This is a genomic window from Kitasatospora sp. NPDC036993 (genome assembly GCF_055607525.1).
Genome location: NZ_JBVJRP010000004.1, coordinates 135284 through 158641, shown reverse-complemented (window position 1 = coordinate 158641; position 23358 = coordinate 135284). Strand labels below are relative to the sequence as shown.

At 74.0% G+C, this 23358-nt stretch carries 20 protein-coding genes; 10 read left to right on the top strand and 10 right to left on the bottom strand.

All coding sequences use genetic code 11. From position 1 onward, the window contains the following. Positions 1 to 76: 76 nt before the first annotated feature. The 6 genes from ACZ7C5_RS09770 to ACZ7C5_RS09745 all read right to left on the bottom strand — a co-directional run bounded on the left by ACZ7C5_RS09770 (position 77) and on the right by ACZ7C5_RS09745 (position 9919). A complete protein-coding gene (locus tag ACZ7C5_RS09770) occupies positions 77 to 1459 on the bottom strand; it encodes a C40 family peptidase (protein WP_470322377.1) in 1383 nt (460 codons plus the stop codon). A 242-nt stretch (positions 1460 to 1701) separates the two neighbouring features. Next, positions 1702 to 2784: a hypothetical protein gene (locus ACZ7C5_RS09765; protein ID WP_401080303.1), complete on the bottom strand. Its 1083-nt coding sequence runs from the start codon at positions 2782 to 2784 to the stop codon at positions 1702 to 1704. Between the two features lie 90 nt (positions 2785 to 2874). Next, positions 2875 to 4596 carry a threonine/serine exporter family protein gene (locus tag ACZ7C5_RS09760; RefSeq protein ID WP_401080305.1) on the bottom strand — a complete coding sequence of 574 codons (1722 nt, stop codon included), beginning with the start codon at positions 4594 to 4596 and terminating at the stop codon, positions 2875 to 2877. 206 nt (positions 4597 to 4802) lie between these two features. Continuing rightward, positions 4803 to 5456 carry a DedA family protein gene (locus tag ACZ7C5_RS09755; RefSeq protein ID WP_401080307.1) on the bottom strand — a complete coding sequence of 218 codons (654 nt, stop codon included), beginning with the start codon at positions 5454 to 5456 and terminating at the stop codon, positions 4803 to 4805. Positions 5457 to 5577: 121 nt separating this feature from the next. Continuing rightward, positions 5578 to 7947, bottom strand: a complete 2370-nt coding sequence (locus ACZ7C5_RS09750; RefSeq protein WP_470322376.1) for a hypothetical protein — start codon at positions 7945 to 7947, stop codon at positions 5578 to 5580. A 61-nt stretch (positions 7948 to 8008) separates the two neighbouring features. Further along, positions 8009 to 9919 (bottom strand): ATP-binding protein, encoded by a 1911-nt coding sequence (locus tag ACZ7C5_RS09745; RefSeq protein WP_401080311.1) that lies wholly within the window; start codon positions 9917 to 9919, stop codon positions 8009 to 8011. 248 nt (positions 9920 to 10167) lie between these two features. On the opposite strand from ACZ7C5_RS09745, the gene ACZ7C5_RS09740 reads away from it, so the two are divergent. Further along, the gene (locus ACZ7C5_RS09740; RefSeq protein WP_470322375.1) at positions 10168 to 10485 is read left to right on the top strand and encodes a hypothetical protein; all 318 of its coding nucleotides are present in this window, start codon (positions 10168 to 10170) and stop codon (positions 10483 to 10485) included. 35 nt (positions 10486 to 10520) lie between these two features. Here ACZ7C5_RS09740 and ACZ7C5_RS09735 read toward each other — a convergent pair whose 3' ends face one another. Beyond that, positions 10521 to 11669: a TetR/AcrR family transcriptional regulator gene (locus ACZ7C5_RS09735; RefSeq protein WP_401080315.1), complete on the bottom strand. Its 1149-nt coding sequence runs from the start codon at positions 11667 to 11669 to the stop codon at positions 10521 to 10523. Between the two features lie 267 nt (positions 11670 to 11936). Here ACZ7C5_RS09735 and ACZ7C5_RS09730 point away from each other — a divergent pair, with 267 nt between their 5' ends. Continuing rightward, positions 11937 to 13094 carry an acyl-CoA dehydrogenase family protein gene (locus tag ACZ7C5_RS09730; RefSeq protein ID WP_188299971.1) on the top strand — a complete coding sequence of 386 codons (1158 nt, stop codon included), beginning with the start codon at positions 11937 to 11939 and terminating at the stop codon, positions 13092 to 13094. Positions 13095 to 13266: 172 nt separating this feature from the next. On the opposite strand, the gene ACZ7C5_RS09725 is transcribed toward ACZ7C5_RS09730, so the two are convergent. Beyond that, positions 13267 to 13533, bottom strand: coding sequence for a hypothetical protein (locus tag ACZ7C5_RS09725; protein WP_188299972.1), 267 nt, complete (start codon positions 13531 to 13533; stop codon positions 13267 to 13269). A 222-nt stretch (positions 13534 to 13755) separates the two neighbouring features. On the opposite strand from ACZ7C5_RS09725, the gene ACZ7C5_RS09720 reads away from it, so the two are divergent. After that, positions 13756 to 14073 (top strand): cupin domain-containing protein, encoded by a 318-nt coding sequence (locus tag ACZ7C5_RS09720; protein WP_401080318.1) that lies wholly within the window; start codon positions 13756 to 13758, stop codon positions 14071 to 14073. Here the strand turns inward: ACZ7C5_RS09720 and ACZ7C5_RS09715 are convergent. Then, positions 14063 to 14668, bottom strand: coding sequence for a TetR/AcrR family transcriptional regulator (locus ACZ7C5_RS09715; protein WP_401080320.1), 606 nt, complete (start codon positions 14666 to 14668; stop codon positions 14063 to 14065). The two genes, ACZ7C5_RS09720 and ACZ7C5_RS09715, sit on opposite strands and share 11 nt — an antisense overlap. Before the next feature lie 109 nt (positions 14669 to 14777). Between ACZ7C5_RS09715 and ACZ7C5_RS09710 the strand changes: the two genes are divergently transcribed. Beyond that, positions 14778 to 16337: an MFS transporter gene (locus tag ACZ7C5_RS09710; protein ID WP_470322374.1), complete on the top strand. Its 1560-nt coding sequence runs from the start codon at positions 14778 to 14780 to the stop codon at positions 16335 to 16337. 79 nt (positions 16338 to 16416) lie between these two features. Here the strand turns inward: ACZ7C5_RS09710 and ACZ7C5_RS09705 are convergent, their stop codons facing one another. Further along, entirely contained in the window at positions 16417 to 16563 is a 147-nt protein-coding gene (locus ACZ7C5_RS09705) for a hypothetical protein (RefSeq protein ID WP_401080324.1), read from the bottom strand. A gap of 375 nt (positions 16564 to 16938) precedes the next feature. Between ACZ7C5_RS09705 and tatA the strand changes: the two genes are divergently transcribed. The 6 genes from tatA to ACZ7C5_RS09675 all read left to right on the top strand — a co-directional run bounded on the left by tatA (position 16939) and on the right by ACZ7C5_RS09675 (position 23215). Continuing rightward, positions 16939 to 17229, top strand: a complete 291-nt coding sequence (gene tatA, locus ACZ7C5_RS09700; RefSeq protein ID WP_401080326.1) for a Sec-independent protein translocase subunit TatA — start codon at positions 16939 to 16941, stop codon at positions 17227 to 17229. Between the two features lie 192 nt (positions 17230 to 17421). Continuing rightward, a complete protein-coding gene (locus ACZ7C5_RS09695) occupies positions 17422 to 18762 on the top strand; it encodes a hypothetical protein (protein ID WP_470322373.1) in 1341 nt (446 codons plus the stop codon). A gap of 42 nt (positions 18763 to 18804) precedes the next feature. Then, complete coding sequence (locus ACZ7C5_RS09690; RefSeq protein WP_470322372.1) at positions 18805 to 19986, top strand: sensor histidine kinase; 1182 nt, start codon at positions 18805 to 18807, stop codon at positions 19984 to 19986. Further along, positions 19983 to 20624, top strand: coding sequence for a response regulator (locus ACZ7C5_RS09685; protein WP_470322371.1), 642 nt, complete (start codon positions 19983 to 19985; stop codon positions 20622 to 20624). Before ACZ7C5_RS09690 ends, ACZ7C5_RS09685 begins: the two co-directional genes overlap by 4 nt. 51 nt (positions 20625 to 20675) lie before the next feature. After that, on the top strand, positions 20676 to 21200 hold the full coding sequence (locus ACZ7C5_RS09680; protein WP_401080336.1) for a potassium channel family protein: 525 nt from the start codon (positions 20676 to 20678) through the stop codon (positions 21198 to 21200). Between the two features lie 293 nt (positions 21201 to 21493). After that, the gene (locus tag ACZ7C5_RS09675; RefSeq protein ID WP_470322370.1) at positions 21494 to 23215 is read left to right on the top strand and encodes a recombinase family protein; all 1722 of its coding nucleotides are present in this window, start codon (positions 21494 to 21496) and stop codon (positions 23213 to 23215) included. The last annotated feature ends 143 nt before the right edge of the window (positions 23216 to 23358 follow it).

Below are 23358 nucleotides of genomic sequence, written 5' to 3'. Positions count from 1 at the left end.
GGACACGGAGCCTTCGCAGATCGATCCCCGCGAAGCGGCCGCCCGGATCGAGGGCCCGCGGAGCGTTCCGGAATGCCTAGGGGCGGGCGTAGAAGTTCGGGGTTCCCATGATCCAGAGGCTGGCCTGCTTGACCGGCATGCCGGCCCGCGGGGCCTCGATCATCTGGTCGTCGCCGATGTAGAGCCCGACGTGGTGGATGTCGGCGGCCCGCCCGGTGGCCGTCCAGAAGACCAGGTCACCGGGGCGCAGCTGGCGGTAGCCGATCGGGGTGCTCTGGGCGTACTGGTCGGCGGCGAAGTGGTTGAGCCGCCGGCCGCCCTCGCGCCAGGCCATCATGGTCAGCCCGGAGCAGTCGTAGCCGCCCGGGCCCTCGCCGCCCCAGACGTAGGGCAGGCCGATCTTGGACCTGGCGAAGGCGATCGCGGCGGCCGCGCCCTCGGCGGACCACGGGCGGGCGAGCGGCGGCGGGGCCTGGGCCTGCGTCTGGGCCTGCACTCGGGCCTGGGCCTGAGCTTGCGCCTGGGCCTGAGCTTGCGCCTGCGCCTTGGCGGCGGCCGCCGCCGCTGCCTCCTCGGCCTCCCTGGCGGCCTTCTCGGCGGCGGCGCGGGCGGCGGCCTCGGCCTCGCGGGCGGCGATCGCCTCCAGGGCTTCGCGGCGCTGACGCTCCAGCTCGACGGTGGTGTTCCTGGCGGCGGCCAGCTCGGTGAGCAGCTGCTCGCGGCGCTGCCCGGCGGCGGCGACCTCGCCCTGCTGGGCGGCCAGCCGCTGCTCCGCCCTGGCCCTGGCCGCGCCCACCGCGTCGGCGGCCTTCCCCGCCGCTTCGGTGGCGGCCCTGGCGGCGGCGGAGGCGCTGCGGGCGGCGGCGGCCGTGGAGGTGGCGGCGTCCAGGATCTGCCGGGTGCGCTCGCTGACCTGGCCGACGGCGGCGGCGCGGTCGCCCGCCTCGCGCGGGCCGTGGGCGCCGAGCAGGGCGTTGAGGGCGGACAGTTCGGCGCCCGCGCCCTGACGGTACGTCTCGGCGGCGAGCCCGGCCGCGTCCTCGGCGGCGGCCGAGCGTTCGGCCTCGGCGGTGGCGGCGCGCCGCGCGGCCGCGCTCTCCTCCGCGCGGGCCCTGGTGAGCGCGAGCTGGGCGCCGTTGTAGGCCTCGACGGCCTGTTCGGTGGCGCGCGCGGACCGGTCCAGCTCCGCCCTGGCGGCGGTGAGCGCGGCCTCCAGGGCGGCGGCCGCGGAGGCCTTGCCCTCGGCCTCGGCCCTGGCCCGGTCGATCTCCTCGGTGGTCGGGTACGGCTCCTCGCCCCCGGTCCGACCGGCCACAGGCGCGCCGGCGTCCGGTTCGCCTCCGACCGGTTCACCGACGACCGACGGTTCGGGGCCCGCCGGGGCGGCCTGGGCGGCGGGGAGCAGTCCGAGCAGGGCGGTGAGGGCCAACAGGATGGTCGGCAGGAGCCTGCGCGCCACGCGACGTCCCTTCTGACGGGTCCGGAGGGGACGGCGTCGGACGGCGCGCGGCGTACGGGCGGTCGGCGGCCCGGGGACGGCGGGGAGTCCGAGGAATCATCCCATCACGTGACAGAACGGTCACATGCTGCTCATGTTCTCAATTCCGGTGGCCTTCACACCCGGAACGCGCTGCATCGGTCGAGTGACCATCGGATGATCCGACCAGAACCGGCTCCGAACAGACCCCGCCGGCGGACGGACTACCGGTGGATCCGGCGGGTCCGCGTCCGCAGCCGGGGGTGCCGCTCGGGCCGGCTCTCCAGCCCGGTCGGGCCCACGGCGAAGGTCCGGCTGCGCCCGGCCCGGACGGTACGGCGGCGCTGCTGCGCCAGTCCGGAGCGGACCGGGCCCGGCTCGACCGCCCCGGACGCCGGACCTGCCGCGCCCGGGGCCCTCCCCGCCGTCCCGGCGGCGGCCGCCGAGCGGCGGTCGGCCAGCCGGGCCTGACGGCGGGCCAGCGCCCGCGCGGCGTGCGCGTCGAGATGGGCGGTGGCCCTGGCGGCCATCCGCTCGGCCACCCGGTGCGCGGCGGGGTGGTTGGCGGGCACCTTGTCGGGGGCCCCGGCGATCAGGTCGAACAGCCAGGTGCGGGCCCGGTCCGCGCGCCGGTGCAGCAGGCGCTCACGCCGTAGCGCGCGCGCCCGGCGGCGGGGGCGCCCGGCGTACCGCCAGCGGGCCCACGGGCTGCTCGGGCGGGCCAGCCTGATCGCCCCGATCCAGGACAGGCCGGGGACCATGATCCCGAGCAGACCGGTCCAGACCTTGCCCTTGAGCAGGGTGATCACCGAGGCCAGCGCGTTCACCGAGATGATCGTGATCAGGCCCCACCTGGTCTCCTCGCCGGGCACCACGCCGAGCGGCACGTACCCGACCAGCAGCAGGGCGGTGAACAGGATGCCGAAGATCACCGCGTCCACCGACTTGCGGCCCTGCTCGCTCCAGTACACGTCGTCCAGGTGCAGGATCAGCGCGAACTCGTCCAGCACCAGGCCGCAGCCGATGCCGAAGGCCAGCCCGAACCAGTCGATCCACGGGTGCCCGCCGTAGGTGGCGAACACCCCGATGCCGCCGAGCAGCAGGAAGCCCAGGCCGAACACCATGTGGTGGATGTGCAGGCCGCCGGGGGTCACGTTGCCCGGCCACCAGCGCACCTGGGCGCGGATCATCCGGACGCTGAACCGGATGAAGACGAAGGAGGTGATGAATCCGACCAGCAGCAGGAACAGCGGTTGCTTGTGCGCGCCGACGATGTGCTCGCGGTAGCCGTCCAGCAGTGTGGTCATGGGTCTTACCTTCGTTCCTGGTCCTGCGTCCTGCCTGCCCTGACGTGGCCCCGGGCCCGTACCTGACCCGGCCCCTGGCCCGACGCCCGGTCAGAATCCCCGGGTGCGCTTGGCCGCCCGGCGCGGCATGACCGGGTAGAGCGACGGGCGCTCGTCGCCGACCGGCAGCTTCATGAACAGCCGGGCGATCTCCCCGCCGAGGTTCACCCCGACCGCCAGCGCCATCGCGATCGCCGCCGCCCGGAAGACCGACACCAGGCCGGCGCTGGAGTGCCCCTGGGCGAAGGCGAGCATCCCGAGGTAGAGCGCCGAACCGGGCATCAGCGGCCCGATCGCGGCGGTCACGTACGGCAGCGCCGAACCGTTGCGGTAGCGCGCCATCAGCTGGCCGAAGAGGCCGACCAGCCCAGCCGCCACGCCGGTCGCCGCGATCGGGTTTACGCCCGCGTTGTAGACCAGCGCGCCGTAGCTGGCCCAGCCGATGCCGCTGTTGACCGTGACCAGGGCCAGGGTGCGGCGGTCGGTCTGGAGCAGCGTCGCGAAGGCCAGGGTCAGCACCATCGCGGCGATCATCTGGACCGGCGGGTAGTTGACGCCCACCAGGCTCTCGTCCGGCCGCAGGTTCGCCTCGAAGCCGACCCCCAGGTAGAGGATCACCATCACCCCGATCACGATGCCCGCGACCAGGTAGATCACTTCCAGCAGGCGGGCCGCGGCGGTGATGTAGAAGCCGGTCAGGCCGTCCTGCACGGCGGCGACCAGGGCGCGCCCGGGCAGCAGGGCGAACAGGCCGCCGGTGATCACGACCGAGCCGCGCAGGCCCCAGTCGTTGAGCGAGAGGATGATGCCGGACGCGGCGGCCGGCATCGCGGCCGCCACGAACTGGTAGAACTCCGGCAGCCGGCGCCTGGCCAGCGCGGAGGCCAGCCGGTCGCCGAGGACGGCCGCGACGAAGGCGCTCGCGAACACCAGCCAGCCCTTGTCGTCGGCCCGCCCGCCGACCAGGAAGGTCGCCGCACCGGCCAGCAGGCCGGTGGTCAGGGCGAGGAACCAGGCCGGGTACGGGTGCCGGTTGCGGCGGATCACGGCGAGCCGGCGGTAGGCGTCGTTGACCGACACCTTCTCCGCGGTGATGTCCGCGACCAGCGCGTACACCGCGTCGAGCCGGGTGTAGTCGGAGGTGCGGCGGCGCACCACGCGGTCGGCGGTGACCGGCGGCTCGACCAGCGAGGGCTGGTACGAGATGCCGATCAGGGTGAAGGTGACCTGCGGCTCGCAGCGGTCCAGCCGGTAGGCGTGCGCGATGCCGAGCATCGCCGCCTCGACGTCCTCGGCGGCCTCGCCGCTGGCCAGCAGCAGCTCGCCGATGCGCAGCGTCAGGTCGAGGATGCGGGGGACGTTGCGGGTGACGGCCGCGGCGGGGTGCATGTCGCGGGCGGTGCGCTCGAAGGCGGGGCGCTCGGACATCGGGGTGCGCAGCAGGGTGCGCATCCGGTCCGGCCAGGGTGCCTCGCCGGGGGCGCCGGCGGTCAGCTCCGGGATCGGGATGCCGTCGGGCGGGGTGTAGCCGGCCGCCCGCCACTCCTCGGGGGTCAGGGTGTCCTCGGCGACCGAGCGGCGGCGGGCCGGGCGCCCGGCCTCCGGGCGGGCCCCCGGCACGGGCACCGGCTCGGGCTCGGGTACCGGCTCGGGGGCCAGCAGGCCCCTGGTCTCCGGGACGGGCGGGGCGAGCGGGACGACGGTGGTGGGTTCGACCGGCGGGGCGGGGTGGCCGAGCAGGCCCTCGGTGGGCGGGGCGTCGGCGGGGTGCACCGGTGTCGGGGGTGCCTGCCGCGCCTGTCGTACCGCCCGGCCTCCCCTCGCCCGCTTGCCCGCACCCGGTCGGCCCCGCTTAGGCACTTCCGCTCCTTGCCGCCCCTGGTGGCCTTCGGCCACTGCTCGATCTCGGGTTACACCTTGCCTGATCGAAAAGCGCGACGCACATGTACGCGGCGTCCCACGGACGGGACGGCGGGCGCCTACCCGGCGCGGTGGCGGGCGGCGGAGGCCGCGCCGGAGCGGCGGGCCCGCAGCAGCTCGATGACCACCGGGACCACCGAGACCAGCACGATGCCGACCAGGATGGCCTCGATGTTGTCCCGGACGAACGGGATCTGGCCCAGGAAGTAGCCGAGCACGGTGACGCCGCCGCCCCACAGCACGCCGCCGACCAGGTTGTAGACCACGAAGGTGCGGTAGTTCATCCTGCTCACCCCGGCGACGATCGGGGTGAAGGTCCGCACGATCGGCACGAAGCGGGCCAGCACGATCGCCTTGGGCCCGTGCCGGTCGAAGAAGGCGGCGGCCTTCTCCACGTTCTCCTGCTTGAAGATCCGGGAGTCGGGGCGGCGGAAGAGGCTCGGACCGACCTTGCGGCCGAACAGGTAGCCGACCTGGTCCCCGGCCACCGCGGCGGCCACGATCAGCGCGCAGATCAGCCAGAGCGGCTGGTGCAGGTAGGTGCCGTCGGCCACCAGCAGGCCGGTGGTGAACAGCAGCGAGTCGCCGGGCAGGAAGAAGCCGATCAGCAGGCCGGACTCGGCGAAGACGATGGCCAGGATGCCGATCGGGCCGAAGGTGGAGATCAGGTGGGTCGGATCGAGCCAGGACGGGCCGAGGGCGAGGCTGGTCACGGTGCGGGCACTCCGGAAGGTCGGGTCTTGGCAATGAAACAGTAAAGCATTGACAAAGACTCGCTCCGGGCCGGAATGGTTCCCCGGCCCGCGGGGGCGCCCGGGCCGGGGAACCGTCCGGTCAGAGCCCGTAGCGCTCGACGACCTCCTCGTGCCGGGCGAGGTCCGTGCCCGCCGCCTTGGCCAGGGCCGGCCAGGCGAGCGGGTGCGGCCAGCCGTCGGTCAGCCGCAGCAGCAGGGCGTCGGCCGCGGCGGCCGCGGCGGTCGGCGGGACGCCGAGGGCCGCGTAGATCCCGGGCAGGGTGTCGCCGCCGTCCGCCGGGTCGGTGATCCGGTACTGCTCCCTGCTGTACGCCCAGACCGCGTACCCGGCCGCGTGCAGTTCCTCGCGCAGGGCCGACCAGGGCTCGTCGCCGGGCCAGCCGCCGTCGATCCAGTACGTGGTGTACCCGGCCGGGTCGAGCAGGGTCAGGAACTCGAAGACCGGGCGCCAGTGCCGCCGCTCCTCCTCCGGGGCGTCCTCGGCCGGCGGGTGCTCCAGCAGGGCCGGGGCGAAGACCACCAGGTCGCCGTGGTTGAGCGTCAGGTCGTCGCCGAGCACCGGCAGGATGCGGGCGGTGGCCGGGCCGGTCCGGAGGGCGGGCAGGTCCGCCGTCGACCCGTTGGTGCGGGTGGCGCGGACGGTGACCAGCTGCCACTCCTCGTCCACCGGGCCCTCGGGCTCGTCGAACCCGATGTCGAGCAGCGCACCGGTGGAGCGGACCACGGCCCAGTCCCGGTTGGCGCTGGCCGCGGTGATCAGGTGCCACAGGTCGGGCTCCCGGACCGTCCGGTGGCCGTCCTCCTCGGCGGTGCCCCCAGCTGCGCCCTCGGCGGGTGCCGCGCGCTCCAGCAGCTCCAGGTACAGCCGCTGCGCGGTGGCGTGGTCGCCCAGCTCGGTGGCGGCGCGGGCGGCGAGGCGGCGGGTGTTGAGCACCTCGTCGTCCAGCGCCAGGATCGCCCGGCACTGCTCCAGCACCTCGGCCCAGCGGCCCTCGGCGGCGGCCCAGCGGGCGCGTATCCAGTGCCCGTCGGCCGGGGCGGAGGCGGCCACCCGGTCGGCCAGACGGCGGATGCCCTCGGTGTCCCCCGCGTCGATCAGCATCTCGCCGAGCGCGCCGGTCAGCTCGCGGTCCTCCGGGTCGTCCTCCAGGCACCGCCACAGCAGGTCGGCCGCGGCGCGGGTGTGCCCGAGACCGCCCAGCACGGTGGCCAGGAGCAGCGTCAGCCCGGTGGCGCCGGCCTGCTCGCCCCGGTACCGGTCCAGGGCGGCGGAGAGCAGGTCGGCGCCCGTCTCGTAGTCCACCCCGGCCTCGGCCAGGTGGGCCGTCAGCTCGCCGGGCGGGACGGGCAGCTCGGGCTCCGGCAGGGCCTCGGCGGCCGCGCGCAGGGCCGCGACCCGCTCCGACACGCCGTCGGTGCGCCGCAGCCGGGTGAGCTTGCGCTCCCCCGTCGCGGCGAGCGTCAGCGCGACCGTGCGGGCGCCGCGGGCGACCGCGAGCCGGCCGGCCGCCAGCAGCAGGTCCACGCAGGGGCGGTGCGAGCCGACGCCGTCCAGGTACCCGACCCAGCCGGCCAGCACGGCGCCCAGCCCGGCGTCGTTCTCCCGGGCGCCGGCCGCGACCAGCAGCTCGACCGTCTGCGTCCAGGCGCTGCGCAGGTCGGCGTGCCGCTCGGCCTCGGCCTGCTCCGGCAGCAGGGCGAGCGCCTCCTCGGTGCGGCCGAGCGAGGCGAGCGCGCGGGCCCGCAGCAGCGCGCCCCAGCGCTGGTCGCGCTCGTCCAGCCGGTGCCCCTGTGCCTGCTCGGCCCGCTCGGCGGTGTCGAGCAGCTCCAGCACCTCCTCGTGCCGGCCCAGCAGGTGCAGGGTGCCGGCCCTGGCCTGGTGGAAGCGGAGCGAGACCTGCTGGCCGGCCGCCCGCATCCGGTTGGCCGCGGAGTCCAGGTGGTCCAGCGCCTCGGCCGCCCGGCCGTCGTCCTCCAGGGCGTCCGAGTACTCGCGGGAGAGGCAGTCGTAGCAGGCCCGGTCGGGCTCGATCCGCTCCAGCGTCTCGCCGACCACGGCGAGCCGCTCGGCCACGTACCCGGGCCCGTCGACCCGGGCGTGGCAGATCGCGAAGTCCTGCACCACGCAGACGGACTGCGGGCAGCCCGCCGTCTCCTCCCGGTGCGCGAAGTCCAGCAGGTCGACCGCCTCGGGCAGCGCCGCCTCGCCCTGCTGGCGCTTGTTCAGCAGGTTCTGCATCCGCCAGTGCCGCAGGTAGACCTCGACCCAGGGCAGGCCGAGCGCCCGCGCGGCGCCGAGCGCCTCCGGGTAGAGCGCGTCCAGCTGCTCGTTGCGCCCCTCGGTGGCGTGCTCGGGCAGCTCGACGACGGCGTCGGCGAGCCGGTGGTGGCCGGCCTCGGCCAGCTGCCGGTGGGTGTCCCGCACCCAGGCCCAGATGTCGGTGGTCATGCCTGTTCCCCCTGCGTCGTGCTGATGGGTCGTCTGCCGCGCCCCACTGGCGGTCCGTCCGTCACGGCTCCTCCGAGAGGGCGCCGGGGCTGTCCGGGACCGCGGGGAGACCGGCCGGCACGGTGGCGGTCAGGGCGGAGACCGCGGTACCGATGCCGCCCAGTGCGGCGGTGAGGTCACCGCCCTCGCCGGACGGGCCCGACGAGGCCGCGGCCATGATCACCTTGAGCGAGCGGAGCAGCCCGGCCGCGGTCGCGCTGCCGGTGTGCCCGTCGCGGTAGGCGGCCAGCAGGTCCTGGACGGCGGGACTGGCCAGGTTGAGGTAGAGCCTGGCCCTGACCTCGCCGTCGGTGCGGGCGGTGAAGGCGCGGGCCAGTCGCAGGGCGGCGGACGGTATCCGGGCGTCCGCCTGGTCGTCCTCGATCCTGGCCTTCAGCTCGGCCTCGCGGTCCGGCACCAGCACCAGCGGCAGTCCCGGCGGGTCGAAGCGGGCCGGGACGAGCTGCTCGCCCGGGTCGGCGAGGGCGCCGGCCAGCCAGGCCGACTCGTGCTCGGGGAGCGGGCGCTCCGGGTCGCGGAACAGCTCGCGGTTGCCCTGCTCGCTGCCCAGCTCGACCAGCCGGCAGCCGCGCAGCCGGGCGTATCGGCGCAGGAACGGCAGGACGGCGTAGCGGTCGCCGCGCGCGATCGGCACCTGCATCGCCCGGTACAGCATCTCCTCGAAGCCGCCGCCGCTGCCGAGCGTGACGTGCACCGCGCCGCCTCCCGCCGCCCGCAGCGCGCCGGCCGTCAGGTCGCCCTGCGAGGTGGGCACCGGGACGTCGTCGGCGAGCAGGGTGAACAGCCGCTCGTCGCAGAGCGCGGCGCCGAGCAGGTCGCTGCCGTGCCGGGTGAGGATGCGGCGCCAGGCGGCGGGCCGCAGCCTGGCGGTCTCGTACAGGCCGTCCACGATGGCGTCGGTGAGGGCCTTCCCGAGCGCGTGGTAGTGCTCGTCGCGCTGGAGGTCCTCGCGGCTTGCGGTGGGGGTGAGCCGGTTGGACTCGACCACGCCGCCGATGAACCCGGCCCAGCCGGGCAGCAGGTCGCGGGCGTCCTCGGCGAGCAGCATGCCGCGCAGGTAGACGGCGAGGTCGCGGTTGTCGCTGCTGCCGTAGGTGCTGCCGTCCTGGACCCAGAGCAGGCCGACCGCGTCGGTGACGCCCTCGACCGGGTGGACGGGGAAGGCGGTGAGCGGCTCGAAGCGGCGGCCGAAGGCGGCGGCGAAGCGCATCCGGGCGGCGTACCGGTCGCCCGCCGCCTCCGTGCGCCAGGGCACCTCGACGGAGTTGACCGGCCGCTCGTCCTCGCCGACGTGGACCGGGATCGGCAGCAGCACGCAGTACCGGCCGAGCACGTCGCGCAGCAGGTCCTCGTCAGCGAGGTGGCGGTGCTCGGCCTTGAGCGCCAGTTCGACCACGGTGCCGGGCCGGGGCCTGGCGGGCACCGGATCGACCCGGTACTGCTCGCCGCCGCGGCTGCGGTAGCGGTGGCCGAGCCGGGGCTCGCGGTGCGAGGTGGTGGTGACGGTGACCTCGTCGGCGATCGAGAAGGCGGAGAGGAACCCCAGGCCGAAGGCCCCGATCAGCTCCTGGTTGCCGGTCAGGTCGCGCAGCATCCTGGTGTAGCCGGTGCCGACGGTGGCCAGGTAGGAGTGGATCTCGGGCTCGGTCAGGCCGGCCCCGGTGTCCTCGATGGCGACGGTCCGCCGGGCGGCGTCGGCGCGCACCCGGATCAGCGGACGGTGGTCGCCGTCCGGGTCCTCCAGGAGCCGGCGGGTGTGCGAGTCGTGCGCGTTCTGGACGAGTTCGCGCAGGGCCACCAGCGGGGTGGAGTAGAGGTGGGTGGCGAGGACGTTCACCAGGCCGCCGAGATCGACCTCGGTCGTCCGCAGCTCCTCGGCGGGGGTGGGCTCGGGCTGGGCACCTTCAGACATGGGTCCTCAGTGTGCCAGTGCGACTATCCGGCGACCATTTCTTTGTCCTCGAAGCGCTCCTGACGCAAGACGGAGCACCGTCAACCCCGGATCGACCGGTCTTCCACCATCGGGGGAATTGTCACCCGTCCGGTGGAGTTCGTCCGCCGCGCCGGTGGATGCTGGACGGGCGACGTCAGGCCACGGTGCGCCGGAGCGGCCACTCCGGACGGCGCCACCATTTCGCACCTCCAGTCAGGGAGACCAGCGTGTCCCGTTTTCGCGCAGCCGCCGCCGTCACCGCCCTCGGGGCGTTCCTCCTCCTCGGTGCCGGTGCCGCCACCGCGCACGCCGACGACGGCGCCGGCGCCGGCGCCGGCGCGCCCGACCGTTCCAACGGCAGCACGGTGAACGACTCCGGCTCCGGCAACATCATCGGCAACGTCCACGGCAACGTGGTCAACACCCAGCAGGCGGCCACCGGTTCGGGTGCGGGTGCGGGCAACCAGGACAACGGCCTCGCGGTGACCGGCAACACCGGGAGCGTCGAGTCCCACCAGAACAACGGCAACGGCGGGGGCAGCTGACCGCACGTCCTCCCCCGGCCCCGGCGAGGGGCCTCTCAGGAGAGCCCCAGCACCGCCCGGCCGAGCCGCAGCAGGCAGTCCCCGAGGTCCGGCCGAGCGCTGTGCGGACGGTTCCGCACCCCGTCGTTGACCAGCGCGAACAGCGCGTGCACCCGGATCCGGGCGGCCGCCGCGTCGGACTCCGGGCGCACCTGCCGCAGCAGGCCGACCCAGGTGCGCAGGAAGTCCCGCCGGAAGTCCACCGCGGCCCTGCGGTCCGGCGGGGCCAGCCGCTCCGTCTCGCTGAGCATCGCGCCCAGGTAGTCCCCGTTGCGCAGCGCGAAGCCGACGTACGCGCCCAGCCCGGCCGCGAGCGCCGCCCCGGGCCCGGCGGCGGTGGCGATCGCGCCGTCCACCTCGTGCCAGAGTCGCTCCCGGCCGCGCACCAGCGAGGCGGCGAGCAGTTCGGCCTTGCTGTCGAAGTGCCGGTACACGCTGGGCCCCGAGATGCCGACGGCGGCGCCGAGCTGGTCGGTGCTGACGTTGTCGAAGCCGCGCTGGTGGAACAGCCGGACGGCCGCCGTGAGCAGTTCCTCCCGGCGCGCCCGCGGCCTGGGCGCCGGCACCGGGACGGCGGCCGGCCCCGCGGCCGTCCCGTCCAGGGAGACCGCGAGGACGGCCGCGACCGTCTCGCGCAGCAGCGCCTCGGCCCGGCGCGGCCGGGGCACCGCCGACTGGTAGGAGAGCCCGGCGCACGCCGAGAGGGCCGACCAGCAGAGCAACTCGGCGTCGGCGGGGGTGAGTCCGGGCCGCTCCGCACGCAGCACCGCGACCATCAGGGCGAGGTCGGCGCGCAGTTCGCGGCGCAGCGCCGCCCGCCGGGCCGGCGGCAGCAGCCGGGCGTCGCGCTGCACCAGGGTGCCGAGCGGGCGGTGGCCCACCGCGACGGCGGCCAGCGCGGCGCCGAGGTCGGCGGTGGTACGGGCCGGGCGCAGCCCTTCGGCGAGCGCGTCCAGGCCCGACCGGACGGCGCGGTCGAGCAGTTCGGGCTTGCCGCGGAAGTGCCGGTAGAGCGCGGGCGCGGTGATGCCGACGCCGGCGGCGACCTCGGTCATCGAGACCTGGTGGTAGCCGCTGCGGTGGAAGCGGTCGGCGGCCACGGCCAGGATCTGGGCGCGCCGCCCGGGCGGCCGTCGGACCACCATCGCGGGCCTCCCTCCCCTTCGGCCGGGCCCCGTCCCGGCGCCGGGACGGCACCCGGGACGGCACCCGGGCCGGCACCCGGGACGGCATCGACGGAAGGCTAGCAAGGATTCACTTCGTACCCGCGCCGACCGTGCTCCCCACCGCCTTTCCGCGCCCGGCCGACTCTGGACAGCCGAAGCTACCGGGGATTAACTTGTGGGGCCATCACCAGGCACGTTACGCCCCGGCCGGCAGCCCCGGCCGGTGCCGTCGAAGGGAGCGCCGCCGTGCGCCGCACCGTGTTCACCGAGGACCACGAGGCCTTCCGGGAGACCATCCGGGACTTCATCGCCAACGAGGTCGTCCCGGTCTACGAGAGCTGGGAGGCCGAGGGCCACCCGCCGCGCGACTTCTACCGGCAGCTCGGCGCGCTCGGCGTCTACGGCATCGAGGTGCCCGAGGAGTACGGCGGCGCGGGCGAGAGCGGGTTCAAGTACCAGGCGGTGGTCGCCGAGGAGACCGCCAGGGCGGGCGTGAGCTTCGGCTCCTCCGGCGTGCACACCGGCCTGGTGCTGCCCTACCTGCTGGAATACGCGAACGAGGAGCAGAAGCGGCGCTGGCTGCCCGGCTTCGTCTCCGGCGACATCATGACCGCGATCGCGATGACCGAGCCCGGCGCCGGCTCCGACCTCGCGGGCATCTCCACCACCGCGCGGCTCTCCGAGGACGGCACCCACTACGTCCTGAACGGCGCCAAGACGTTCATCACCGGCGGCGTGCTGGCCGACCTCGTCCTGGTGGTCTGCCGCACCGCCCCGCACGACCCGGAGAACCGCCGGGCCGGGCTGTCCATCCTCTGCGTGGACACCGCCTCCGAGGGCTACACCGTCGGCCGCAAGCTCCAGAAGATCGGCCTGCGCACCTCGGACACCGCCGAGCTGGCGTTCAGCGACGTCCGGGTGCCGGTGGAGAACCTGCTCGGCGAGGAGGGCAGGGCGTTCTCCTACCTGACCCACAACCTGGTGCAGGAGCGGCTGGGGATCGCCGTCAGCGCGTACGCGTCGGCCGCGGCGGCGGTGCGGTTCGCGGTGCAGTACGTCAAGGACCGCAAGGTGTTCGGCAAGGCGGTGGCCGAGTTCCAGAACACCAAGTTCACCCTGGCCGACTGCGAGGCCCAGGTGGTGGCGCAGCAGTCGATGGTGGACCGGGCGCTGGAGCTGTACCAGAACGGCGAGCTGACCGTCGCGGACGCGGCCGCGGCGAAGCTGTTCTGCACCGAGTCGGCCTCCACCGTGATCGACAAGTGCCTCCAGCTGCACGGCGGTTACGGCTACATCCTGGAGTACCCGATCGCCCGGCTCTACACCGACAACCGGGTGTTCCGGATCTACGGCGGCACCAGCGAGGTCATGCGCAGCATCATCGCCAAGTCGCTCGGGCTGTAGGGCCGTTCGGGCCACAGCGGTCGAACGGTCGCAGTGGTCGAACGGTCACAGCGGTCACGGTGGTCGAACGGTCACGTTGGTCGCAGCGGTCACGGTGACCGAGCGGCCGGACCGGTACGGCGGGTCGCCTCCGGGCGGCCCGCCGCGCCCGTGACCGCGGGAGGGTTCCGGCTCAGTTGGGCGAGCCGTGCTCGGCACGCCACGCGTCCCAGCCGGCCGTGGACGCCACCCGCGCCTCGTGCAGGGCCCGGTGAGCGAGGGCGGTCGGCTGGGTCTCCAGGCCGCGCACCCAGCTGCGGCCCGCGGTGACCAGCGCCGCGCAGACCATCGTCGCCCCGGCCGCACTGAGCACCGTGCCGATCGCGGTGAGCACCGCGCCGCCGGTCAGCACCGAGCGGTTGACCTGGAACCCGCTGAAGATTCTCTGGTTGGTCGCCATGCCTCCACGATGCGGGCAGTCGGCGGGGGCTGCACGTCGGGCCGCCAGGACCGGACGGTTCCAGGGCCCCGGGGTGCGGGGCCTCCGGGTGCGGGGCGCCCGGCCGTCCGCGACCCTGGGCACACGGAGTGCCCGGAACCGGCGCCCGGAGCGAGCACCCCGGGCACGTTCCCTGAGCACCTTCCCGGAGCACGTTCCCGGAGCAGCGAGGAGGAGGCGCGGATGCCCGATCTCGAACAGCTCGCCGTGGAGCACGCCGCCCTGGCGGCCGAGAGCCCGCACGGGCGCAGCGCCCACCTGGTCCTGCACGACGGCGTCCTGCGGCAGACCGTGATCGCGCTGACCGCGGGCACCGCGCTGGACGAGCACAACCCGCCCACCGCGGGCAGCGTCCTGGTGCTGCGCGGCCGGGTCTCGCTGACCATCGCCGGCCGGCGGCTGGAACTGCCGGCCGGCCGCCTGGAGCCCGTCCCGCAGGAGCGGCACGGACTGCTGGCCCACGTCGACTCGGTGGTGCTGCTGACCGCCGTCACCGCGTAGCGGGCGGGGGCTCCGCGGGGCCGAGCACACTGTCGCTGACCAGCCGCAGCCCGCGCAGGAAGTCCGTTCCGCTGGGAGCGAGTTCGGGCGCGGCCAGCCACTGGGCGCTGTAGCCGGCCAGCAGGGTCTGGTAGAACGAGCCGCGGACGACCTCCTCCTCGGTGTCCGGCACCTCGGGCAGCCCCTGGAACACCGCGGCCAGCCCGAGCCGCCCCTCCTTCTGTGCCGCCGCGAAGGCCTGCGCGAGTTCGGGCGCGTGCCCGGCCTGGGCGAGCGCCTCGAACTGGGCCGCCCAGAGCCCGCGGTGCTCGGCGAAGACGTCCCGCAGGCCGTCCCAGACGGCCGCGAATCGCACCTCCGGGTCGTCCGACACCCGGTTGGCGGCGATCACCACCGCGCCCAGGGCCTCCCCCATCTCCCCGATCGCCTCGATCATCGCCGCGTTGAGCAGCGCATCCTTCGAGCCGAAGTGGTAGCCGATCGCGGCCAGGCTGACACCGGAGGCGGTCGCGATGTCGCGGGCGGTGGTGCGCCCGTAGCCCTTCTCGTACAGGCAGCGCTTGGCGCCGGCCATCAGGTCTTCGCGGTTTCCCATGCCCCGATCCTACGGAAGACCTGGACGAATGTCTTGCACGGATGTCTTGCACGCTTGATTTACACATCTGTACTAGACAAGTGTCTGACACGCCCGTACCGTCTTCCCCATGACCGCAACCACCGGCCGCGCAGGCCGTCGCGAATGGATCGGCCTGGCCGTCCTCCTGCTCCCGACCCTCGTCCTCACCATGGACATGGGCGTGCTCTTCTTCGCCGTCCCGTACATCTCCACCACGCTGGCGCCGAGCGGCACCCAGCAGCTGTGGATCATGGACATGTACTCGTTCCTGCTGGCCGGGCTGCTGATCACGATGGGCGCGCTGGGCGACCGGATCGGCCGCCGCAAGCTGCTGATGATCGGCGCCGCCGGCTTCGCGGGCGCCTCACTGCTGGCCGCCTGGTCGCAGGACGCCGGCCAGCTGATCGCGGCCCGCGCGCTGCTCGGCGCCGCCGGGGCCACCGTGATGCCCTCGACCCTCGCGCTGATCCGCACCCTGTTCGACGACCCCAGGCAGCGGCAGATCGCGCTCGGTGCCTGGGGCGGCGTCCTCACCGCCGGGGCCACCCTCGGCCCGGTCGCCGGCGGACTGCTGCTGGAGCACTACTGGTGGGGCTCGGCCTTCCTGCTCGCCGTCCCGGTGATGGCCCTGGTGCTGCTGACCGCGCCCGTCCTGCTCCCCGAGTACCGCTCCGCCGCCCGCACCGGCCCCAAGGGCCGCTTCGACCTGCTCGGCGCGGTGCTCTCGCTGGCCGCGATCCTGCCGCTGGTCTACGGCGTCAAGACGATCGCCATCGAGGGCTGGAGCCTGCTGCCCGGGCTCGCCGTCCCCGCCGGACTACTGCCGGCCGCCGCCTTCGTCCGGCGCCAGCGCACCGCCGCGAACCCGCTGCTCGACCTGAGCCTGTTCCGGATCCGCACCTTCACCGGCGCGATCAGCGTCAACACCATCGCGATGTTCGCGATGACGGGCTTCACCCTCTTCACCTCGCAGTACCTCCAGCTGGTCAAGGGCATGAGCCCGCTGACCGCCTCGCTCTGGTCGCTGGTGCCGAGCGTGGGCGTCGGCGCGGCCGTCGGGATCAGCTCGGCGCTGGCCGGGAAGGTCCGCCCCGCGGTGCTGATGGGCGGCGGGTTCCTGGTCGGCTCGGCGGGCTTCGCGATGATGACCCGGGTCGGCGCGCACTCCCCGCTCGCGTTCATCCTCACCGCGGCCGGCGTGCTCGCCGCCGGGACGGTCGGCACCATGACGATGACCGCCGAGATGGTCGTCTCCGCCGCCCCCGCCGAGCAGACCGGCGCCGCCTCCGCCACCTCGGAGACCGCCGTCGAGCTCGGCAGCTCGCTCGGCATCGCGCTGCTCGGCGCGGCCGGCGCCGCGGTCTACCGCCACCAGCTGGACGGCGCCCTCCCCGCGGGCGTCGAGGGCGAGGCCGCCAGGACCGCCCAGGACACCCTCGGCGGCGCGGTCACCGTCGCCGCCCACCTGCCCGGCCGGCTCGGCACCGACCTGCTGGAGACCGCCCGCGCCGCCTTCACCGACGGCCTCCACGTCGCCGCCGCGGTCGGGCTGGTCTTCGCCCTGGGCGCCGCCGTCCTGGCCTACCGCCTGATGCGCCACCTCCCGGCCGCCGCCCCCGCGCCCGAGCCCGAGCCCGCCACCGTCTGACCCGTCCGGCACCGATCCACGCGAGTCATCGAGAGCCCCCGCCCACCCCGGGCGGGGGCTCTCCGCCGTTCCGGCACGGTCAGCGGCCGTGCTCGCGAACCTGGAAGGCCATCCCTTCAAGGCCGACCCAGCCGTCGAGCCCCTCGGCCTCCGACTCGTCCGCGAGGCGGCCGGGCCAGTCGTCCTCGGTCTCCGCGAGGCCCTGCTCTTCGGGCGTCCCGATCATCGATTCGTTCGTGCGGGGAAGGTAGCGCCTGGACCGGTGCCCGCCCCGGACGGCCGAGCCGACCTTGCACGGGCAGCTCGCGGCGGTCGCGGCGGTCGCAGCGGTCGCGGTGAGCCTTCACCCGGTCCAGGCGTGCGGTGCCGTTCGTCCACTGATCGCGCCGGTACGGACGAGGGGGTGGACTTCGGCACCCGTATTCGGCCAGGTGGGCCCCGTGGCACTCGTTCCGTCCTCGCGATCCGCTCGAACGGCACCTGGTTTTTGGCCAGCGTTTCCCAGCTGGTGTATCCGTTCGCCGTCAGGGCCAGGCATACTGGCCAGCACGGGCGGTAGCGCCCGCCATGACCCTAAACAAGAAGGGACCGGTGGCCAGGGATGCTGCGGAACGGTCTTGAGCCCTGGCACATTCTCGTGGTGCTGGCGGTCGTCGTCCTGCTGTTCGGATCGAAGAAGCTGCCCGAGATGGCCCGCGGCCTGGGCAAGTCCATGCGCATCCTGAAGGCCGAGACCAAGGCCATGCGCGAGGACGACACCCCGGCGGACGCCGCTGCCGCCGGCACCGCGCAGAGCACCGCCGCTCCCCAGCAGAGCGCCGACCGTCCGGCCGTCACGCCGACCAACGTGACCAAGGCCACCGAGACCAAGCGGCCCGAGACGACCGCCTGAGCCTCCGTCTCCTCCTTCGGAAAGCCCCCGGTGAGCCACCGGGGGCTTTCCGCTGTTCCGGGCCCGGCCGGGACCGCTCCGGTGTGCCGACCCCCGCCCTGACGCCCGACCGGCCCCGCCCGACCGTCGACTGGCCGCCCGATCTGATCCGTTATCTCCTGATATGCACCCACGGAGGAACGGAGTCCCGGCATGCCGACCGACCAGCCCGGCGACGAACTGGCCGAGCTGCGGGCCCGGCTGAGCGCCGTCGAGGCCCAGGAGGCGCAGCTCGCCCGACAGTTGGCCACCGGGCCGGTGCCACGCCCGCCGCGGCACCGGACACGCTCCTTCCTCGCCGCCCTGCTGATCGTGCTGGCCTGCGTGCTCACCCCGCTCAGCGCCCTCGCGCTCTGGGCGAGGTCCGAGATCAGCGACACCGACCGCTACCTGGCCACGATGGTCCCGCTGGCGAGGGACCCGCGGGTCAAGGCGGCCGTCACCGACCGGGTGACGGCCGAGATCATGAAGAAGCTCCCGCTCGACTCGCTGCTCGACGGCATCGCCCCGGACGACAAGCCCAGGCTCGGCGCCCTGCTGGGCGGCATCGGCCAGGCCCTGGACAGCGGGCTCGGCGGATTCGTCCACACCCAGGTCGCGCGGTTCGTGGACAGCGAGGCCTTCGTCACCGTCTGGACGGACGTCAACCGGGACGCCCACGCCGCGGTCGAGAAGATGGTCACCGGGCAGGGCGGCGGCGCCGTCGAGGTCCACGACGACACCGTGGTGCTCGACCTCGCCCCGGTGATCGCCCGGGTGAAGACCGCCCTGGTGGACCAGGGCCTGCCGCTGGCCTCCCGCATCCCGGAGATCCACACCTCGTACCCGCTGGTGCGGTCCGACGCCCTCCCCGAGGTCCGCACCGCCCTGCGGGTCCTGGACCTGGCCGGCTTCTGGGTGCCGGTGCTGGCCGGCGCCTGCGCACTCGGCGGGGTGCTGCTGGCGGCGCGGCGCCGCCGGGCGGTGGTGGCGACGGCCCTCGGCATGGCCGGCGGGGCCCTGCTGCTGGGCATCGGGCTGAGCGTGTTCCGGGCCGTCTACCTGGACAGGCTCCCGGCCGACGTCGACCAGGCGGCGGCCGAGGCGGTGTACGACACCCTGGTGCGCTACCTGCGCTCGGCCGTCCGGGTGACGGTCACGCTCGGCCTGCTGGTCGCGCTCGGCACCTGGGCCATCGGCGGCGGACGGTGGGCGCGCACCGTCCGGGGCGGCTGGCGCGCCGGGCTGGGCTCGGTGCGGCGGGTGGCCGGACGGGCCGGGCTGCGGCCCGGGCCGGTCGGCCGGTTCGTCCACCGCTGGAAGGCCGCACTCGGCTGGCTGGCCGTCGCGCTCGCGGCGCTGGCCTTCGTGCTGTGGAGCCACCCGACGGTGCTGGTGACGCTCTGTCTGGCGCTCGGACTGGTCGCCGTCCTGGCGGTGCTGGAGCTGCTGGACGAGCCGGGGCGGGGCCGGGAGCCCGGGCGGCCTGAAGGAGGAGCCGCGGTCTCGCCCTGAAGGACGATCACCCGGGGCCCCACGCCTTCTAGGGTCGACGGAGTGTGGGGAACGACGTGGAGGGGCCCGCGGCTGCTGCGGCCCGCGCTGATCGCCTCCGGGCTGGGGTACCTGCTGCTGGCGGGCCGTCCGGACGCGCTGACGACGGCCGACTGGGCGGTCGCCGCGGGCTCGCTGCTGCTCGCGGCGCTCGGCGGGCGCCTGCCGCTCGCGGTGGCACTCGGGCAGTGCGCGCTGACCGTGCCCGCCGTGGCGCACGCCGTGCAGGTGGAGGTGAAGGTCGGCGTGGCGGCGGCCTTCTTCGAGCTGGCCGTACGGCGGTGGGGTCGCCGGGTGGTGTGGCTGTGGGCCGTCCTGCTCTGCGCGGAACTCGCGCACACCTGGCCGTCAGCACCCGCCGCACTGTCCACCGCGCTGCCCGCCGCACTGCCCGCCGCACTGCCCGCCGCGCTCTACCGGACAGCGCTGTTCGGCGGCGTGCCGGTGCTGCTGGCCGCCTACATCAGGGCCGCCGAACGGGTGCGGCGGGCGGCCGAGGAACGGGCCGGGGAGGCCGAGCGCAGCCGCGACCTCGCCGAGTGGGGCGCCCGGATGGGCGAGCGCGCCGCGATCGCCCGCGAGCTGCACGACATGGTCGCCCACCACCTGGCCTCCACCGTGCTGCGGGTGGGCGTCGCCCGGCACGTCCTGCCGGACGCCGACCCCAGGCTCACCGCCGTCCTGGACGACGTGCACGCCGGGGCCACCGCCGCCCTCGCCGACCTGCGCCGGCTGCTCACCGCCCTGCGCGAGCCCGACGCCGGGCAGCTGGCCCCGCTGCTCGCCGAGACCGCCGACCTGCCGGCCGCCGTGGCCGGAGTGGTGGAGCGCTCGCGGGCGGCCGGGCTGCGGGTCGACGCGGTGATCGGCGGCCGGCTCGCCGAACTGGACGCGATCGGCGGGCTGACGGTGCTGCGGCTGGTCCAGGAGGGGCTGGCCAACGTGGTGAAGCACGCCGGCCCGGGGGCGCGGGTCCGGCTGCGGGCGACGACGGAGGACGGGAACGTGGAACTGGAACTGGAGAACACCCAGGGGGCGGGCGGCCCGGCCCCGGTGGGCGGCGGCGGGCACGGGCTGCTCGGGATGCGGGAGCGGGTCGCCCTGGTCGGCGGCACGATCGAGGCCGGTCCGGTGCCGGACGGCTGGCGGCTGGCCGCCTCCTGGCCGCTGGGGGTGGCGGCATGACCAGGGTGCTGATCGTCGACGACCAGCAGCTCGTCCGGGCCGGGGTGCGGATGCTGGTCGAGTCCACGGACGACCTGACGGTGGCCGGGGAGGCGGCGGACGGCGCCCGGGCGGTCGAGCTCTCCCCGCGGCTGCGGCCGGACGTGGTGCTGATGGACCTGCACATGCCGGGGATGGACGGCATCGAGGCCACCGCGCTGCTGCTGTCCCGCCTTCCCTCCGCCCGGGTCGTGGTGCTGACCACCTTCGACGACGACGACCGGCTCTACCCGGCCCTGGCGGCCGGCGCCTGCGGCTTCCTCGCCAAGGACGTCGAGCCGGGCGCGGTGCTGGACGCCGTACGGCGGGCGGCGGCGGGCGAGAGCCCGTACAGCCCGGCGGTGCTGCGGCGGGTGGTGGCGCGGGCGGCGGAGGACTGGGCGGGAGCGGAGCGGCGGGGTGCGCCGGTCCATGTCACCGAGCGGGAGGGCGAGGTGCTGCGGCACCTCGCGGACGGGCTGTCGAACGCCGAGATCGCCGGACGGATGCACCTGGGGGTGACCACGGTGAAGACCCACGTGTCGAACCTGATGACCAAGACGGGCAGCCCGAACCGGGTGCGGCTCGCGGTGCTGGCCATCCAGCGGGGGCTGGCCTGAGCGGAGCAGCCCGAGGGGCGGCCGCGAGCGCCTGCGGAGAAGCTGGGCGGGATGTCCGAGAACCCGCTGCCGCCGCCCGTCGACCTGCGGGCCTGGTGCTGGCTGCTGTGCGCGTCCACGCTGCTGATGACCGGGTACTTCACACTGCCGCTGGAGTGGCTGGGCGACCGCCGGCCGCTGCTGAGCTGGCTGGTGTTCGCGGGTGCGCTGGTCGGGCTGACCTGCCTGCTGCTGGCCAAGATCGTCGGGGTGCTGAGGGGAACGGCGAAGCGGCCGGTGGTCTGGCTCGCCTTCCTGATCTGCCTGGCGCTGACCGTCTTCTCGACGACGTACTACGTGCTCGGCTCGCACAAGCCGGAGTTCGCCGGGCTGGAGACGCGGCTGGACGCGCTGTACTTCACGGTCGTCACGCTGGCGACGGTGGGGTACGGCGACATCACCCCGGCGGGCCAGACGGCCCGGCTCGTGGTGGTGCTGCAGATCGGGTACAACTTCGTGTTCCTCGCGGCGGCGGCCGGGACCGCCTCGCGGGCGGTCCGCGGGAACGTGGAGCGACGGATCCGGGGGAAGGGCTGAGTCCGGTGTCCGGCGAGTCCGGCCACCGCTCCCGGCCCCCGGGCAGCGTCTCGCGGGGGACGTCGGCCCGGCCGGCTTCCCCCGCGCTGCGGTAGACCCACAGCGTTGTCCACAGGCTGTGGACAACGCTGTGGGCTCAGGAGCGGCCGGCGTCGATCACGCAGAACCGGTTGCCCTCGGTGTCTCCCAACACTCTGAACTAGTAGTTCTGGAGTGGCAGCGGGATGGGTATGGCAACGCTGGTCAGGAGCACGTCTGCGGGTCGCGGGAAGTCGGTGCGCTCCAAGCCCGCTGTGACCAAAGAGACCAAAAATCTTCTGGCTGGGACGGTATTCACCGAGACCCTTCGGGGCGTCCGGTGCGTTCGCCTCTCGGTGCTGACCGACGAGACCACCAGCCCTGAGCGGCAGCGCGACGCGGCCGACCACGTAGCCGGTGAGCTTCGTATCGACTTCGGCCAGGGCGACGCCCTACGAGAAGCCGTCGACCTTGACGTCAGCGCATCCAAGACCAGCCCGTGGGAGCGCCCCCAGCTTCTCCGCTGGCTGAGCGACCCGGATGCCTACGACGCGCTTGTCTTCTGGCGCTTCGACCGCGCGATCCGGTCGATGCAGGACATGTACGCGCTCGCCAACTGGGCGCGGAAGCAGCGGAAGGTGCTCGTCTTCGCCGAGGGGCTGGGCGGGGGGCGGCAGGTCTTCGACTTCCGCAACGCCATGGACCCCATGGCGGAGCTCCAGTTGTTCATGCTGGCGTTCGCCGCACAGTTCGAGGCCCAGAGCATCAGCGACCGCGTGAGCGGCGCCCAGGCCGCGTTGCGGGCCATGCCGCTCCGTTGGCGCGGTGGTGGCCGTCCGCCGTACGGCTACATGCCCGCCCCCATGCCTGAGGAGTTCGGCGGCAAGGGATGGACGCTCGTCCCGGACCCCGACGCGGTCAAGGTGATCGAGCGCATTATCCGTGAACTGCTGGAAGGCCGGACCGTTTCCGCAATCGCCATCGGCCTCAACGCGGATAACGTGCCCACGCCGCGCGATCACTGGGCCGTCAAGAACGGTCGCGAAACGGGCGGAAAGACCGGAGGAGTAAAGGGACTCACACGGGACCGGTTCAAGTGGACTCCGGGCGTCATTACTCGAATACTCCGCAATGAAACACTTCTCGGCTGGAAGATGCACAAGGGGAAGCCCGTCCGGGACGGTCAGGGGAATCCGGTTATGGCCGCCCTGAACCCGATCATGACTCGCGAAGAGTTTGATCAGGTCGGCGCGGTTCTCGACTCGCGATCGACGCAGTACCCCAGCGAGCGAACAGATTCAAATGCCTTGCTGCTGGCTGTAGTTCACTGCGCCGGCTGCGGGGGCCGCATGTACTTCAACCGACAGGAGAGCAGCACGGCACAGCACCCGACCTACGGGTGCGGCCACCACGCGCGCGGCGTGAAATGCGAGCAGCCTGCCTATATTCGGCACGACTGGGTGGACGATTTCGTCACTTCCGAATTCCTGCGCTTGGCTGGCCCTATCCCGGTGACTCGCACAGTCGAGATTCCGGGCTATGACCCCCAGCCCGAGATAAATTCCACCATGGCGGAGTACGAATCCCACTTGGAAGAGAAGGGGAAGCAGAAGTCAAAGTCAGCGCTTGCGATGTGGGAAAAGCGCCGTGACGCCCTCGACAGTCGGCTGATCGAGCTGGAGTCCCGGGAGAAGACGGAGCCGCAACGAATCGTCACAGCCACGGGACGCACCTACGCGGACGAATGGAAGGAGGCGGACACCACCCAGCGACGGGGCATGTTGGTCGACGCAGGGGTTCGGCTCGACGTACGAAAGGGCACGCGGGGCGGGTGGCGAAAGCTTGATACCCGGCGCGTCAACTTCAGCATGTCCGGCGAACTGGACCTGGTCGCCGAAGAGCTTGACGCCATCTCCCGACAGGCGGAGTCCGACGTCCGGGGAGACCGCCCGGCAGCCCACAGCAAGATCCGAACGGCGGCCCCCGTGGCCGCCTGACAGCCCCACGCGGCCCCGGTAGGCCCTGAGCCTGCCGGGGCTTCTTCATGCCCGCAGGCGGGCGTCTGGGTCCTTCCAGGTCGGCGCTCGCACGGGGCGCCTGGCCCATCAGCGGCCGGATCGGGCGGGGCCGATGGTGTAGT